The sequence below is a fragment of the Synechococcus sp. CB0205 genome, from assembly GCF_000179255.1.
Lineage (GTDB): Bacteria > Cyanobacteriota > Cyanobacteriia > PCC-6307 > Cyanobiaceae > Vulcanococcus.
On sequence record NZ_ADXM01000015.1, the window covers coordinates 62,591 to 78,252 of the forward strand.

The 15,662-nt window shown below is 66.1% G+C and carries 15 protein-coding genes and 1 pseudogene; 10 read left to right on the forward strand and 6 right to left on the reverse strand.

Translation table 11 applies throughout. The annotated features are described in order from the left end of the window. Positions 1-40: 40 nt before the first annotated feature. The 3 genes from gcvP to CB0205_RS0101730 are packed head-to-tail and all read right to left on the reverse strand — an operon-like array spanning position 41 to position 4,688. On the reverse strand, positions 41-2,968 hold the full coding sequence (gcvP, locus tag CB0205_RS0101720; protein ID WP_010313583.1) for an aminomethyl-transferring glycine dehydrogenase: 2,928 nt from the start codon (positions 2,966-2,968) through the stop codon (positions 41-43). Next, positions 2,968-3,357 (reverse strand): glycine cleavage system protein GcvH, encoded by a 390-nt coding sequence (gene gcvH, locus CB0205_RS0101725; RefSeq protein ID WP_010313585.1) that lies wholly within the window; start codon positions 3,355-3,357, stop codon positions 2,968-2,970. Before gcvH ends, gcvP begins: the two co-directional genes overlap by 1 nt. Before the next feature lie 26 nt (positions 3,358-3,383). Further along, the gene (locus CB0205_RS0101730) at positions 3,384-4,688 is read right to left on the reverse strand and encodes a methionine gamma-lyase family protein (RefSeq protein WP_010313588.1); all 1,305 of its coding nucleotides are present in this window, start codon (positions 4,686-4,688) and stop codon (positions 3,384-3,386) included. Between the two features lie 272 nt (positions 4,689-4,960). On the opposite strand from CB0205_RS0101730, the gene CB0205_RS0101735 reads away from it, so the two are divergent. After that, positions 4,961-5,824 carry a fatty acid desaturase gene (locus CB0205_RS0101735; RefSeq protein ID WP_050778407.1) on the forward strand — a complete coding sequence of 288 codons (864 nt, stop codon included), beginning with the start codon at positions 4,961-4,963 and terminating at the stop codon, positions 5,822-5,824. Here the strand turns inward: CB0205_RS0101735 and CB0205_RS0101740 are convergent. Continuing rightward, the gene (locus CB0205_RS0101740; RefSeq protein ID WP_010313592.1) at positions 5,821-6,597 is read right to left on the reverse strand and encodes a hypothetical protein; all 777 of its coding nucleotides are present in this window, start codon (positions 6,595-6,597) and stop codon (positions 5,821-5,823) included. The genes CB0205_RS0101735 and CB0205_RS0101740 overlap by 4 nt on opposite strands. Positions 6,598-6,661: 64 nt before the next feature. On the opposite strand from CB0205_RS0101740, the gene CB0205_RS0101745 reads away from it, so the two are divergent. The 7 genes from CB0205_RS0101745 (at position 6,662) to CB0205_RS14110 (ending at position 13,252) form a co-directional block, all read left to right on the forward strand. Further along, complete coding sequence (locus tag CB0205_RS0101745; RefSeq protein ID WP_010313594.1) at positions 6,662-7,564, forward strand: fatty acid desaturase; 903 nt, start codon at positions 6,662-6,664, stop codon at positions 7,562-7,564. 39 nt (positions 7,565-7,603) lie between these two features. Then, on the forward strand, positions 7,604-8,062 hold the full coding sequence (rplI, locus tag CB0205_RS0101750) for a 50S ribosomal protein L9 (RefSeq protein ID WP_010313595.1): 459 nt from the start codon (positions 7,604-7,606) through the stop codon (positions 8,060-8,062). Positions 8,063-8,177: 115 nt separating this feature from the next. Next, positions 8,178-9,596 carry a replicative DNA helicase gene (gene dnaB / locus CB0205_RS0101755; RefSeq protein ID WP_010313598.1) on the forward strand — a complete coding sequence of 473 codons (1,419 nt, stop codon included), beginning with the start codon at positions 8,178-8,180 and terminating at the stop codon, positions 9,594-9,596. A gap of 9 nt (positions 9,597-9,605) precedes the next feature. After that, positions 9,606-11,528, forward strand: coding sequence for a tRNA uridine-5-carboxymethylaminomethyl(34) synthesis enzyme MnmG (mnmG, locus tag CB0205_RS0101760; RefSeq protein ID WP_010313600.1), 1,923 nt, complete (start codon positions 9,606-9,608; stop codon positions 11,526-11,528). Between the two features lie 24 nt (positions 11,529-11,552). After that, positions 11,553-12,200 carry a DNA polymerase III beta subunit gene (locus CB0205_RS0101765; protein ID WP_010313603.1) on the forward strand — a complete coding sequence of 216 codons (648 nt, stop codon included), beginning with the start codon at positions 11,553-11,555 and terminating at the stop codon, positions 12,198-12,200. A 10-nt stretch (positions 12,201-12,210) separates the two neighbouring features. Next, on the forward strand, positions 12,211-12,825 hold the full coding sequence (locus CB0205_RS0101770) for a chorismate lyase (RefSeq protein WP_050778408.1): 615 nt from the start codon (positions 12,211-12,213) through the stop codon (positions 12,823-12,825). A 70-nt stretch (positions 12,826-12,895) separates the two neighbouring features. Further along, the gene (locus CB0205_RS14110; protein WP_156797735.1) at positions 12,896-13,252 is read left to right on the forward strand and encodes a hypothetical protein; all 357 of its coding nucleotides are present in this window, start codon (positions 12,896-12,898) and stop codon (positions 13,250-13,252) included. Here CB0205_RS14110 and CB0205_RS15165 read toward each other — a convergent pair. Both CB0205_RS15165 and CB0205_RS0101790 read right to left on the reverse strand, forming a co-directional pair. After that, positions 13,189-13,755 (reverse strand): hypothetical protein, encoded by a 567-nt coding sequence (locus tag CB0205_RS15165; protein WP_156797737.1) that lies wholly within the window; start codon positions 13,753-13,755, stop codon positions 13,189-13,191. The genes CB0205_RS14110 and CB0205_RS15165 overlap by 64 nt on opposite strands. A 133-nt stretch (positions 13,756-13,888) precedes the next feature. Next, positions 13,889-14,419: a SprT family zinc-dependent metalloprotease gene (locus CB0205_RS0101790; protein WP_010313613.1), complete on the reverse strand. Its 531-nt coding sequence runs from the start codon at positions 14,417-14,419 to the stop codon at positions 13,889-13,891. 83 nt (positions 14,420-14,502) lie between these two features. On the opposite strand from CB0205_RS0101790, the gene CB0205_RS0101795 reads away from it, so the two are divergent. Then, complete coding sequence (locus CB0205_RS0101795; RefSeq protein WP_010313615.1) at positions 14,503-14,931, forward strand: membrane protein; 429 nt, start codon at positions 14,503-14,505, stop codon at positions 14,929-14,931. A gap of 12 nt (positions 14,932-14,943) precedes the next feature. Further along, positions 14,944-15,662, forward strand: a pseudogene (locus CB0205_RS0101800) (NAD-dependent DNA ligase LigA); the annotation flags it as partial.

A 15,662-nucleotide genomic window follows, 5' to 3' on the forward strand; every position in this document is an offset into this window, starting at 1 on the left:
ATTCTGCACTTTTCCCTTTGCCAAACAATTTAAACCCTAATCAAGCTGCTGTTGAGGTGGAAACGGCCATTTCCTCAACCGATGGGCAGGTGCAGACCAGGTTGCGATCACCGAAGGCGTTATCAATGCGAGCCACCGCCGGCCAAAGCTTGCCCTGCTGCTGCGCCTCTCCCTGGGGGTAGGCCGCCTGCTGACGGCTATAGGGACGATCCCAAACATCCGCCGTCACCGCTGACAACGTATGCGGCGCACGTTTAAGGGGATTGTTCTCAGGATCGATCGCCCCAGACTCAATCGCTGCAGCCTCTGCACGGATGGCGGCCATCGCATCACAGAAGCGCTGCAGCTCCGCCAAACCCTCGCTTTCGGTGGGCTCCACCATCACCGTTCCCGCCACCGGCCAACTGACCGTCGGGGCATGGAAGCCGTAGTCCATCAGGCGCTTGGCGAGATCATCAACCTCCAATCCGGCACTGCGCTTGAGCGGCCGCAAATCAAAGATGCATTCATGGGCGACCCTTCCGGATTGGCCGCGATAAAGCACCGGGAAGTGATCCTCCAGTTGATGTGCCAACCAATTGGCGGCCAGGAGGGAGACGGCACTGGCCTGGCGCAGGCCCGCGCCGCCCATCATCCGGATGTACATCCAGCTGATCGGAAGAATGCTGGCGCTGCCCCAGGGGGCTGCACTCACCGGTCCGATGGCCTGATCACCCCCACAGGCCTCCGCAGACGGATGGCCCGGCAGGAAGGGCAACAGGTGGGAGGCCACAGCGATCGGCCCCACCCCCGGACCGCCGCCGCCGTGGGGGATGCAGAAGGTCTTGTGGAGGTTCAGGTGGCAGACATCCGCTCCATAAATCCCGGGCTTCGCCAGGCCCACCTGGGCATTGAGGTTGGCGCCATCGAGATACACCTGTCCGCCGTGCTGATGCACCAAGGCGCAGATCTCACGGATGCCCTCCTCAAAGACGCCGTGAGTGGAGGGGTAGGTGACCATCAGGGCCGCCAGCTCGTCCTTGTGGGTTTCGACCTTGGCCTGCAGATCCGCCCGGTCGATGTTCCCCTGGTCGTCGCAGGCCACGGCCACCACCGTCAAACCAGCCATGACGGCGCTGGCGGGGTTCGTCCCATGGGCACTGGTGGGGATCAGGCAGATCCGGCGCTGCTGGTCGCCGCGGCTGCGGTGATAGGCGCGAATCACCAGTAGGCCGGCGTATTCCCCTTGTGAGCCGGCGTTGGGCTGCAGGGACACCCCGGCGAAGCCCGTGATCGCCGACAACCAATGCTCGAGGTCCGCCACCAAACGGCGATAGCCCGCGCTCTGGTGCGCCGGCGCGAAGGGATGCAGACCCGCAAACCCTGGCCAGCTGACCGGCAGCAGCTCTGCAGCTGCATTGAGCTTCATCGTGCAGCTCCCCAGCGGGATCATCCCGTGGACCAAGGAGAAGTCCTTGGAGACGAGCCGCTGGATGTAGCGGAGCAACTCCGTCTCGCTGCGGTAGCGATGGAAGACCGGCTGCTGCAGCCATGGGCGCGAGCGACGGGGCACCAGGGTTCCCCAGAGGCGCTCCTCAATCGGTTGTCCCTGGCTCTCCTGCAACAGGGCGTGCTCGAGTTGGGCCAGATCCGGGGCCCGTTGCGGCAGGGCCGCCAGGGCGGAGAGCAGGCGCTGCAGCTCCTCGAGGTCGCTCAGCTCATCGAGGCTGATGGCAAACCCGTCGGCCTCAGGCCGCAGGTTGAAGCCCGCCGCCGCCGCCCGCGCGATCACGTCCGCCGCATCCGGGCAGTGCACCCGCAGGGTGTCGAGGCCCGGGGCCGCCTCGGGGGGATAGCCCAGGGCTTCGAGGCCACGCCGCAAGAGTTCCCGCAGCAGCACCAGACGCCGGGCGATCGCCGTCAGGCCATCGGGGCCGTGGTGCACCGCGTAGAAGCTGGCCATCACCGCCAACAGAACCTGGGCGGTGCAGATGTTGCTGGTGGCCTTGTCGCGGCGGATGTGCTGCTCACGGGTCTGCAGCGCCAGGCGCAACGCCGGATGCCCCTCGGCATCGACCGATTGACCGACCAAACGGCCTGGAATCTTGCGCTGGTGGGTAGGAGTCGTGGCAAAGAACGCCGCATGGGGGCCGCCAAAGCCCAAGGGAATGCCCAAGCGCTGGGTGCTTCCGACTGCAATCTCCACACCGAGCTCGGCCACCGGTGCCATCAGCACCTGGGCCAAGGGATCCACAGCCGCCGTCACGATCACGCCTGCGGCCCGGGCAGCGGCGATCACTTCACCCGGGTGCCAGAGCGCTCCCGAGGTCCCCGGCAGCTGCAGCAACAGACCAAAGGCGTCGCTGAACGCCTCGGGCCGCTCCAGGAGTTCCTGGGGATTGACCCGCTCCAGTTCGAGCTCCAGCGGTTCCGCCCGGGTCTCCAGGACCGCCCAGGTCTGCGGGAAGACCGCCTCATCCACCAGGAATCGGCGCGCCTTGCGGTTGCGGCAAGCCCCCAGGCTCAGGGCCATGGCCTCCGCAGCCGCCGTGGCCTCATCCAGCAACGACGCGTTGGCGATCGGCAAGCCGGTGAGCTCGCTGATCAGGGTCTGGAAATTGAGCAGTGCCTCGAGGCGCCCCTGGCTGATTTCCGCTTGGTAGGGGGTGTAAGCGGTGTACCAGGCGGGGTTTTCAAAGACATGGCGCTGAATCAGTGCCGGGGTGATGCAGCCGTAGTACCCCAGGCCAATCAGGGAACGGCGGACCTCGTTCGCCGCGGCAATCTGCTGCAGTTCGGCTAGGGCCTGGGACTCCTGGCAACCCGCCGGCAAACCCTCCAGGGCCTGGGCAGGCTCCAGACGAATCGGCTCGGGGACCACCTGGCGCACCAAGGCCTCCATGTCAGGCAGGCCGAGATCCCGCAGCATCGACTGCTGCTCAGCGGGCGTGGGCCCGATGTGGCGCTGAACGAAGGCGCTCAACTCCATCAGTGACCGTCGACCTTGGCGCCGTAGCTCGCGGCATCCATCAGAGCCTCGATCTGGGCCGGAGCGCTCGGACGCACCAACAGCAACCAACCCTCGCCATAGGGGTCGTTCTGCAGCTCCTCGGGGCTCGCCAGGACCGCCTCATTGCGGGCCTCCACGGTGCCATCGATCGGGGAGAGCATGTCCTCCACGGCCTTCACCGACTCCACCGAACCAAAGCTGGAGCCCTGGCTGAGGCTGTCCCCCACCTCGGGCAACTCCACAAAGACGATGTCGCCTAGCTGATCGACCGCAAAGGCGCTGATGCCGACGCGCACCAGCTCCCCTTCGGACTTCACGTACTCGTGGCTGTCGGAATAGCGGCAGTCATCGGGATAGTGCAGACCCATGGGCCGCGCCGCAGCGAAAGTGGATATCAGTCTGTCGAATTTGCCGAGGCGCGGCTGTTCCCAGGGCCACCCTTGTAATGGGATTCAGCTAACGCCAGCAGGGCCCGCTCCAAGGCGAGCTCCGCATGGGCCTGGGTGGTGCCGCCCTGGGCATAGAGGACGTAGGGCTCCCGCAGGGGGCCATCGGCGGAGAACTCACTGGTGCTGCCATCGATAAAGGTCCCGCCCGCCATCACCAACTCACTGGCGTAGCCAGGCATCGGTGCTGGGATCGGATCGAGGTAGGAGCCCACGGGGGAACAGGTCTGAAAAGCGCGGCAGACGGCCTTCAGCGGTTCGGGGGACCCCAGGCGCACCGCCTGAATCACATCGCTGCGCACCCCTCCCACCAGGGGCTTGACCGCGTAGCCCAAGCCGTCAAACACCGCTGCGGTCAACTCAGCGCAGAGCAGCGCCTCGGTCACCATCTGCGGCGCCAAAAACAGTCCTTGGAAGAGGAGGCGATGCAGGTCAAAGCCTGTTCCCCCTTCACTACCGATACCCGGGGCGGTCAGCCGGCAGCAGGCCTGCTCCACCAGCTCCTCGCGCCCGGCGACGTAGCCGCCCGTCGGGGCAATCGTGCCGCCGAGGTTCTTGATCAAGGAGCCCGCCATCAGGTCCGCTCCGACGGCGGTGGGCTCCTGCAGCTCAACGAGCTCGCCGTAGCAGTTGTCGATGAACACCAGGCAGCCGGGCTGAACCGCCTTGACCCGCTCCACCAAGCGAGCGATCTGCGCCACGGTCAAGGACGGGCGCCAGCTGTAGCCGCAGCTGCGCTGGATCAGGACCATGCGGGTGGGCACAGCCAGTGCCCCAGCGATTCCCGCCTCATCGACGCTCCCATCGGGGAGGAGATCCAGCTCGTCGTAGGCCACCCCGAACTCCGCCAGGGACCCCTGCCCCTCGCCCCGGATGCCGATCACCTCTTCCAAGGTGTCGTAGGGACGCCCCGTCAGGGCCAAGAGCCGATCACCGGGCCGCAACACCCCATAGAGGGCAGCGGCGATGGCATGGGTGCCGCTCACAAATTGCAGGCGCACCGCGGCGGCCTCGGCCTGCAGCACCCGGGCAAAGACCCGGTCGAGCACCTCCCTGCCCAGGTCCCCATGGCCGTAGCCACTGACGGAGGCGAAATGGTGCACCCCCAATCGCTCCGCCGCAAAGGCGTCGAGCACACGCTGCAACCGGGGCTTGATGCCCGCCCGACGCTCCTGGGCCACCGGCGCCGTGCGCTCCAGGGCAACGGCCAACTGATCAGCAGCCCAGGCCTGGTGAGTAGAGGTCATGGCCATCCACAGGTGAACCCATGCTGCTCCCGCGTGACGGTGGGCCAGCCGTCTAGATTTTTCAAACTGATGTCTTGGCTACAGCCGACTGACATCCCAGGCCATTGGTGCGCAGGCTCCCTTGCTGGAGCACCACAGCGACCCGACGCCTGCGCCCCTTCAAGGAGTTCATCTTGGTCCAAGCCCCCGACACCGCTGCGGCGGCCCACCCTTCTCAGCGCGAGGGGTCGGACCAAGCCAGCGGATCCAATGGGTATACCGCCGCCCAAGAGGCTCGGATGCGCGCCGCACTGGTGGTGCCCCGTGCACAACTTCCCCGTAGTCAGAGGAAATACAAGTCAGGGACCACCGGCTTCATGCTGGCGATCCACGTTGGTGCTGTCTTTGCGCTGCTGCCCCAGTACTGGAGCTGGCAAGGCGTTGCCGTGCTCGCAGTCCTGTACTGGACCACGGTCATCGGCGTCACCCTGGGCCTGCACCGCCTGGTGGCCCACCGCAGCTTTGTTGCTCCGAAATGGGTGGAGCGGGTGCTGGTGGTCATGGGCACGCTGGCCTGCCAGAGCGGTCCGATCGAGTGGGTCGGCCTCCACCGCCACCACCACAAGTTCTCCGACCAACCCAACGACCACCACGACGCCGCCCGCGGCCTGTGGTGGGCCCACAGCGACTGGATGCTCCATGAGATCCCAGCGATCAAGGAGATCCACCGCTTCACCGGCGACATGCTCCAGGATCCGCTCTACCGCTGGCTGGATCGCTGGTTCCTCCTGCTCCAGATCCCCCTGGGTGCAGCCCTGTATTGGTACGGCGAAGCGGCCCAAGTCCATGGCGGCGGCCTCGGTCTGGTGCTCTGGGCGATTCCCCTGCGCCTGGTGATCGTCTACCACGTGACCTGGCTGGTGAATTCCGCCACCCACGCCTTCGGCTATCGCAACTTCGACTGCCCGGATCTCTCCCGCAACTGCTGGTGGGTGGCGATCCTGAGCTTTGGCGAGGGCTGGCACAACAACCACCACGCTCACCCCTCCAGCGCCCGTCATGGCCTGCGCTGGTTCGAGTTCGACATCACCTGGCAGCACATCAAGCTGCTGCGCAAGCTGGGCTGGGCGAAGCGGGTGCGCGAAGCCCGCTACAGCGGCTAAGCCTGCAACTGACGGCGGATCGCCTCCGCCAGATCGGACTCCTCCTCCCCCTGGCCCGGCTGCTCCAGCAGTCGGGCTTTTTGGCGTAGGAGATCCAAAAATTGATCGGCGCTGAGCTCCTGCTCATCCGCGGCCCCCAGCACCGCCAGGGTCCGGCGCAGGTCCGCCAGCTCGGCATCCAACTCCTCGGCGCTGTATTCCCGCTGGCCGGCCATCACTTCAGCGAAGCGCTCCCGTCTCTGTCGCTTCTCCCCGGGGTAGGCCGCGATCAATTGATCTCTGCACAGCCGCCAGGGACGACCAGCGGTCAGCAGCTCCGCCAAGGCGGCACTCAAGCCCGCCGCCTCGGCGACATCAATGCGCAGGTCAAAGGCCCCCGGCGGCTGGCGCAGGCCGACAAAGATCTCGAAGAGCTGGGCTGGACCCAAGGCCTCATCGGAATCACTCAACAGGGGCAGCGCCGAGGACTGCAGGGCCGCGAGCAACTCCGGCTGATCGCTGATCTGCTGCTCGAGTTCTGGCGAGAGTCCAGCCGGGCCCTGGGCCGCCAGCAATTCGTTGATCCGGCCCAGGGCCACAAACAGCTCCGGTCCCGGGGAGGTCAACTTGCGGTTACGCAGGTTGGAGAGCTGGGAATTGTGGACACGGCCGAGCTCCAGGCGCTCCGCCAGGGCGGGCAAAACCCTTTGGCTCCAGCCGTTCCGCTCGTGCCACACCTTGATCAGATGCCCAAACGCGTCACGGCCTGCTTCGAGTTCGTCCCGATAATTCACCCGATACGGATCCGTACTGCTACCATTTTAGCGAGAACATCGCGTCCGTATCGAGAGGAGGGAGATGACTGCCACCATCAGCCGCAGCAGCGTCTGGGCCAACCACGCCCAAGCGCCCATCAACCAGCTCCCCCGCAACTGGGGAGTGATCGGATTCATGGCCGCCCTGCATGGCCTGGGCCTCGTCGCCCTCCTGCCACGCTTCTGGAGCTGGGAAGCCGCCAGCACCCTGGCCATCCTCTATTGGGTCACGGCCTGCCTGGGGGTCACCATCGGCTACCACCGACTGCTCTCCCACCGGGCTCTGCGGCTGCCCCACTGGCTGGAGCGCTTCTTCGCCACCTGCGGCGCCCTGAGCTGCCAGCACGGCCCCATTGACTGGGTGGGCCTGCACCGCCACCACCACAAGTTTTCGGATACGGATTCAGATCACCACAACAGCCACCAGGGCTTCTGGTGGAGCCACATGGGCTGGATGTTCCGGGATATCCCCGCTGAGCGGGCCGTGCCGCAATTCACGGGTGACCTGGCCAAGGATCCCTACTACCGCTGGCTCAACCGCTGGTTTCTGGTGCTGCAGCTGCCCCTGGCGGGACTGCTCTTCTGGATTGGCATGGTCAGCGGCGCCGGCGGCTGGGCCCTGGTGCTCTGGGGCATTCCCCTCCGCCTGGTGGTCGTCTACCACTGCACCTGGCTGGTGAACTCCGCAACCCACCGCTGGGGCTACATCCGTCACGACAGCGGCGACGGCTCCCGCAACAACCCCTGGGTCGCTGCCCTGACCTTCGGCGAGGGCTGGCACAACACCCACCACGCCTACCCCCACTCAGCGCGCCACGGCTGGGGCTGGCGCGAACCGGACCTCACCTGGATGCACATCCGGCTGCTGCAACGGCTGGGACTCGCCACCCAGGTGCGCCTGCCTAGGCCGCTGCTAGCACAGGCCGCAAGTGGTGGCGTAGTCTGAATCAATCGCCAAATTCGATGATCGTTCGACTGCATCCCCATGGCTAAGCGTGTATCCGTAGTCCTCAGCGAGGACGTCCTGAGCCTGGGCAAGAACGGTGACCTGGTGGACGTTGCCCCCGGTTATGCCCGCAACTTCCTCCTGCCCCAAGGCAAGGCTGTTCCCCTGACCCCCGCGGTCCTGAAGCAGGTGGAGCACCGCCGCGCCAAGGAAGCTGAGCGTCAGGCTGCCCTCAAGCAGGAAGCCCTGGACTTCCGCACCGCCCTCGACACCATCGGCCGCTTCACCGTCAAGAAGCAGACCGGTGGCGATGACGTGCTGTTCGGCACCGTGACCAACGCCGACGTGGCCGAGGCCATCGAGGCCGCCACCAAGAAGGAAGTGGACCGCCGCGACATCATCGTCCCCGAAATCCACCGCACCGGCACCTACAAGGTGCAGGTCAAGCTCCACAGCGCCGTCACCGCCGAGATCAACCTCGAAGTGGTCAGCCACTAAGAACCGTTCAGCGTGGTCTGGGCGAACCGATCGGTTCCCGCCACAATGAGCAACCCCTTCGCCGTCAGGCCCCAACGGGACTGGCGGCTTTTTCGTTGAAGCCCCGGCCAAAGCAATGGTGAGCGTTCCCCTGAGCCAAAGCGACGCCGATGAGGGCGGCGGCGGTCGCGCGGCGCCCCGGGGCAGACCGCGGGAGGACGAACGCTTCGAGGCGATGCCCGATGGCGTGCCCCCCCAAAACCTCGAGGCCGAGGAAGCCGTGCTGGGCGGGATCCTGCTGGACCCCGATGCCATCGGCCGCGTCGCCGATGTGCTGCAACCGGAGGCCTTCTATCTCTCCGCCCACAGGGAGATCTATCGCACCGCCCTGATGCTCCATGGCCAGGGCAAGCCCACGGACCTCACGGCGATGACCGCCTGGCTGGCGGACACCGGAGCCCTGGAGAAGGTGGGTGGCAGCGGCCGGCTGGTGGAGCTGGTGGAGCGCACCCTCTCGACCGCCTCCATCGACCAGGTGGCACGCCTGGTGATGGACAAGTTCCTGCGCCGTCAGCTGATCCGCTCCGGCAACGAGGTGATTCAGCTGGGCTTCGACCAGGGCAAGCCCATGGAGCAGGTGCTGGATGAGGCCGAGCAAAAGATCTTTGCCATCAGCCAGGAGAAGCCCAGCGTTGGCCTCACCCCAACGGCGGAAATCCTGACGGCCACCTTTAACGAGATCGAAAGCCGCTCCCTGGGGACGGCCGTGGCCGGCATCCCGGTCAACTTCTACGACCTCGATGCCATGACCCAGGGGCTGCAGCGCAGCGACCTGATCATCGTGGCCGGCCGCCCAGCCATGGGCAAAACGGCGATCACGCTGAACCTGGCCAAGAACGTGGCCCAGCTCCACAACCTGCCGGTCTGCGTCTTCTCCCTGGAGATGAGCAAGGAGCAGCTCACCTATCGACTGCTGGCGATGGAGGTGGGCATCGAAAGCGGTCGGCTACGCACCGGTCGGCTGCAGCCGGAGGAATGGCCCCTGCTGGGCCAGGGCATCAGCACCCTGGGGCAGATGCCGATCTACATCGACGACAAGCCGAATGCCGGCGTGCTGGAGATGCGATCCCTCTGCCGCCGGCTGATGGCCGAGAGCGGCAAGGAGCTCGGGGTCGTGATCATCGACTACCTGCAACTGATGGAAGGAAGCGGATCCGATAACCGGGTCCAGGAGCTCTCGCGGATCACTCGTGGCCTCAAACAAATGGCCCGGGAGCTGAACGTGCCGGTGATCGCCCTCTCCCAGCTCAGCCGTGGCGTGGAATCACGGACCAACAAGCGGCCGATGCTCAGCGACCTGCGGGAATCGGGCTCGATCGAGCAGGACGCCGACCTGGTGCTGATGATCTACCGGGACGAGTACTACAACCCCGACACCCCCGATCGCGGCATTACCGAGATCATCGTGACCAAGCACCGCAACGGGCCGGTGGGCACGGTCAAGCTGCTGTTTGAGCCGCAGTTCACCCGCTTCCGCAACCTGGCGGCGCCGTAGCGTCGAAACATGGTGTCCGCTGACTTCGCCCAAATCGAGCACTTCGACGTGATCGTCGTGGGCGGCGGTCATGCCGGCTGCGAAGCGGCGATCACCGCCGCGCGTTTGGGCTGCAGCACCGCACTCTTTTCGCTGAACCTCGATCGGATTGCCTGGCAGCCCTGTAATCCGGCCGTCGGCGGTCCCGCCAAAAGCCAGCTCGTCCATGAGGTCGACGCCCTCGGCGGCGTGATTGGCCGGCTGGCTGATGCCACCGCCCTGCAGAAACGGGTCCTGAACGCCAGCCGCGGCCCCGCGGTCTGGGCCCTGCGCGCCCAAACCGACAAACGCCAGTACTCCCGTCAGATGCTGCAGCTGCTGCAGCACACCCCCAACCTGGCCCTACGCGAGGCCATGGTCACCGGACTCGTGGTCGAGGACGCCGCCATCCAAGGCGTGCGGACCTACTTCGGCAGCACCTACAGCGCCGGGGCCGTGATCCTCACCGCCGGCACCTTCCTTGGCGGGCAGATCTGGGTCGGCCATCAATCGATGTCAGCGGGCCGGGCTGGCGAGCAGGCGGCCGAGGGCCTAACCGAAGCCCTTCAGGAGCTGGGCTTCCAGACCGACCGCCTCAAGACCGGCACGCCGGCACGGGTGGATCGCCGCAGCATCGCCCTCGATCAACTGGAGGAGCAACCCAGCGACGCCGCCGATCGCTTCTTCTCCTTTGATCCCACCAGCTGGGTCAGCGGGGAGCAAATGAGCTGTCACATCACCCGCACCACCGCGGCCACGCACCAACTGATCAAAGACAACCTCCACCTCACGCCGATCTATGGCGGGGTGATCGACAGCAAAGGGCCGCGCTACTGCCCCTCGATCGAAGACAAGATCGTGCGCTTTGCAGGCAAAGACAGCCACCAGATCTTCCTGGAGCCCGAAGGCCGAGACACCCCGGAGATCTACGTGCAGGGCTTCTCTACGGGACTGCCGGAGCGGCTGCAGTTGGAACTGCTGCGCACCCTGCCCGGGCTGGAGCAGTGCGTGATGCTGCGGCCGGCCTACGCCGTTGATTACGACTACCTGCCTGCCACCCAGCTGAAACCCTCCCTGGAGACCAAACGGGTCAAGGGACTCTTCAGCGCCGGCCAACTCAACGGAACCACCGGCTACGAGGAAGCGGCAGCCCAGGGCCTGGTGGCTGGACTCAATGCCGTGCGTCAACTGCGGCAGCAGGAGCCGGTTCACTTCCCCCGGGAGGGGAGCTACATCGGCACGATGATCGATGACCTGATCACCAAGGATCTGCGGGAGCCCTACCGGGTACTGACCAGCCGCAGTGAATACCGCCTGGTGCTGCGCGGAGACAACGCCGACCGCCGGCTGACACCCCTCGGGCGCGAGCTGGGCTTGATCGACGACCGTCGCTGGGAGATCTACCAGCGCAAACAGGAGGCGATCGAGGCGGAAAAACAGCGGCTCGAAAGCGTGCGACTCAAGGTCAGCGACCCGGTTGCGCCTGCCGTGGCTGAGGAGACCAAGGCGGCGATCAAAGGATCGATCACCCTGGCGGACCTCCTGCGCCGTCCGGGATTCCACAGTGGCGATCTGGTGCGCCATGGCCTCGCCGAAGCCGAGCTCCCCTTAGACGTGCGTGAGGGGGCTGAGATCGACATCAAATACAGCGGCTACCTGGCCCGGCAGCAGCAGCAAATCGATCAACTGAAAAAGCAAGCCGAGCGACGGATCCCCGAGGGAATCGATTACGAACAGATCGGCACCCTCTCGCGGGAGGCCCGCGAGAAACTCAGCGCCATCGAACCCAGCAACCTGGGGCAGGCCTCGCGGATTCCTGGAGTCAGCCATGCCGATGTGACGGCTCTGATGCTCTGGTTGGAATTAGACAGTCGCCGCAACAACACCCTCGTCAGCACTCCGCAAAGCCGATAGGGTTCACTCACAGCGCTATGCCGCGTGGGCCCGATCCGCTCCATCAACACCTCCAAGGCCTACTGGGAGCTCAAGGCCGAGCAGGTGATGGATCGGGTCTTTCAACCGGCGTCTCCACAGCAGGCCGAGCTCAACGACGCCATTGAGGTCGACGTTCGCGAGACAACGTCGACCGAAGCCAACAGGACCAGCTCAATCCTGCGCCTGCAGTCCAGGCAGTGGCTCTTGGCCGGCCTGATTCTCTGCGCCCTGGGCTCCGGCCTTGGCCTCTATCAGGGCTGGAGTAGCGCGCAACGGCAACTCCAGATCGAGCGCAACGCCCGCCTGCTCAGCGACCTGCGCAACCTCACCCCAAACGAGGAACCCGCCACCAGCGAGGTCCTGCCGCCACCGCCGCCAGAGGAAGCCTGGATCACGCAGCTCCCGCCTCTTCCTGCCCTCCCAAGCGAGTCAGCGGCCCCAGCAGAAGCCTTGCCGGAACTGGTGGGTGTCGTCCAGATCCCGGGCCAACGCGGGTCGGCCATTTTTCAAGAGGGCAAGAGCTCAAGCAACGCCCTGATCGGAGAGCAGATCGGCAGCAGCGGCTGGCGGCTGGTCTCCATTCAGAGCGATGGGGCCGTGATCGAACGCAGTGGCGTGCGCCGGCGCGTCAGCATCGGGTCAGGTTTTTAAAGCCAAGCCCCTGAGCAGTCCGGATCAAGCCACTGAGCTCTGGCCCTCGCCCCAGCCCCTCTGGCAAGCCGCGCCTGAGGCCGTGGCCGCGGGCCTCTGCGTCGATGCCGTCAGCGGCGGCCCCCAACTCAGCGGTCCTTGGCGCCTGCTGCTGCTGGGGGATGGCAGCCCCACCCGCCACCTGCAATCCCTAACGGGACAACCCGTCCAGGTGGAGGTGATCGCCATGCAGGCCGATCAGCAGGTGGCCAGCGAAGCCCCCCTGGAGGTGGAAGAGCTCGAGCCACCGCTGGTGCGCAGGCAGGTCTGGCTGCACTGCGGCCCCCTCACCCTGGCCTGGGCTGAGAGCTGGTGGAACCAAGAGCAAGCCGAACAACACCTCCAGGCCCGCAACCAGCCGATCTGGACCAGCCTCACCGCCAACCGCGCCGAGCTCTATCGCGAGGTCGATGGCCTGGCCCGGGTCCAGGCACCATCTCTGGAAGAGGGGTTTGGGATCCCAGGCCCCTACTGGAGCCGCCATTACCGCTTCTTTCGCGGAGGCCGGGAACTCACCGTGATCCGTGAGGTGTTCTCACCACTGCTGGAGCGCTGGCTGGGCCCTGCCGAACACAAAACCCCATAACACTTTCTAACAAGTGTTACGACTTGAACGAAAAAAGGATTGACAGGTTGCGGGCTGGTGTGCTGGCGGGATGATTGACCTAACGCATCGGATGGTCATGACCGTGATTCCCTTCAGGAGCCGCTCTCGCAGACGGCCCCACACCAGCACCAGCCCTCCCCAGCCGTCCCTTGTCGAGCAGTGGGCCTCTCTTTTGGAACTGCTGTCGGACGGCTGCGCCTCCATCAGCACCAGCGTCGAGCAAATGGCCGAGGACGTTCCCCGCGATTTGATCGCGCCGGTGAACGCCCAACTGCGCCAGCAGGGCTGCCCCTTCCAAGTGCAGGAACGGAAAGCCGGCACCCGGCGCTCCAAGCACCAGGTTCAGCGCACCCGGCGCCGGGTTGAGCGGGGCAGCGACCTACCCAGACCCGCATCGAACGGCTGAGGATCAACCACCTCCACGCTGCGATCTGAGATCCGTGGGCTGGCCTCCCGCTTCCAGCGGGTCAGCGTGAAGCTCTCGTCTTCTGGCCAAGCGTCGGGGTCGACGGGTTCTTGGGACGAGGCAGGGGCACTGGGTTGCGGCTGAGCCTCAGCGCGCACGGGCGCGGGGGCCACTGCGGGGCGAGCAGATCGACCTCGGCGGGAGATCGCATCTAAGGGTTGGCGACGGCTCTGGGGCGCCGAAGGCTCCTCCCAGGACTCCCGCCAGCCGTCGTCATCTTCCAGAAGCCAGTCGATCTTGTCCTCTACCCAACGTCCGACCTGATCCAGGCGAAGGCCCGAGGAGGCGCGGCGACCACCTGGACGAGCGCCGGAGACACCGTCCACCAGCTGGCGGCCGGCTGACACCCACTGGTCCATCCGTTGGTCCAGGCCTCGCTCCCCGCGGCGGTAGGCCGGGCGCTCCGGTCGATCAGGGGACCAGTCGTCGTAGGAGTCGCGCATCCAATCAGGCTAGTGAGGCCTACCCCCGCCCCAGGCGGCGGGCACGCAACCAGCGCTCACGCCCGAGACCCAGCAGGGCGATCGAGACGCCGCTGAGTTGCCAAACCCAAAGAACCGTGGCCATGGGCGGAACTTAGGCGGCGGAGCGCTCGAAGACCAGCTGGAAACGGGCGCTCCAACGGCCGCCTTCAAAACGGTCGCAGCATTGACGGCAGGCCACCCCCTGACGGCGGCGGCGGTAGGGGGACTGCAGGCCGCAACCGGGGCAGCGGGCCAGCCACTTCGCCGGTTGCGCCGGCACCGGAAAGCTATGGCGCACGCTGACCTGGAACTCCTGCTGGGCCCCGTTGATCGCCGCCATCCGCGCCCGGAACTCGGGTCCATGGACCTCATCGGCGCGGACCACCCGATGGATCCAGGCGTGGATCATTTCGTGGCAGAGCGTGCTGAGGCAGGCCTCCAGCGGCAGCGGCTCCAGCAAGGGGCGCGAGAGAACGATCTCACTGACGCCGGGCCCGTAGCGGTAGAGACCGGCACTGCGGCGCATCCGCCCGTCACTCCAGCGCACGCTCACCAGGCTGGTGCCATCGGCGCTGGCCAGGGAACCGTCGAAGTGCTCGCGGTTCAGGCGGTGATACAGCGGCAGCAGCGGTGCAAGGGGCACGCCGGAGGAGCTGGACGGCTGCGGCGCATTCTGACGGGGCCGTCAGTCAGACTCGTGGGCCGCATACAACTGTCCCGGGCGCGATGGACCTCAATACGGCCCTGATCTCTCAGATCGGCACCAAAGCCCTGTTGGCTGGCGCCGGGGCCCTCCTCCTCTACTGGACCATCAGCGCCGTGAAGCTGGTGCTGAATGCCCGGGGGATCAATCCGGTCATCAAGCAGTTCTTCACCCAGGTGGCCTCCGGCCGGATCGACGCCGCCTACCTGCTGACCACTAAGAACTACCGCTCCCACGTGAACCGGCAGCAGTTCATTCGCTTCCTGGCCGGCCTGCAGCTGAACAAGTACCGCAACCTAAAGTCCGGCCGTCCCCGGATCCAAGAAGACCAGATCACCCTGACCGTGAAGCTCAAGGCCGAAGACAACGCCGAGCTGCCCCTGGACTTCACCTTCGTGAAAGTCGAGGACGACTGGAAGGTCGATCGCATCCAAAAGATGGCCGCTGCCTGATCACGCCCTGCCGTGAGCAGCACCACCAGCGGGACCCAGGCACGCGCCAGCGAACTGCGTGACCTGCTCAACCGAGCCGCGCACGCGTACTACGTCCTCGATGCCCCCGTGATGGAGGACCCTGTCTACGACCGGCTCTATCGCGAACTCCTGGACCTGGAGAACGCCGACGCCAGCCTGATCAGCGCCGATAGCCCAACCCAGCGCGTCGGGGGAGCGCCGGCGGCGGGCTTCAGCAGCGTGCGCCACCGCATCGGCCTGCTCAGCCTCGACAACGCCTTCAACACCGATGAGCTCGAAGCCTGGTACGGCCGTCTACTCAAGGTGCTCGATCGCGAGGCCGGCACCGCCCTGCCGATGGTCGGTGAGCTGAAGATCGACGGCAATGCCCTGGCCCTCAGCTACGAGAACGGGGTGCTGGTGCGGGCCGCCACCCGCGGCGACGGCGAGCAAGGGGAGGAGATCACCGCCAACGTCCGCACGATCGCCTCAGTTCCGCTGCGGTTGCAGCTGGAGAACCCGCCGGCCTGGCTGGAGGTACGCGGCGAAGCCCTGATCCCCGATGGCACCTTTGCGGCCATCAACAGCGAGCGTCAGGCCCGCGGCGAGGCCCTCTTCGCCAACCCCCGCAACGCCTGCGCCGGCACCCTGCGGCAGCTGGACCCCAAGGTGGTTGCCGCGCGCAAACTCGACTTCTTCGCCTACACCCTGCACCTGCCAGCGCACTGGAG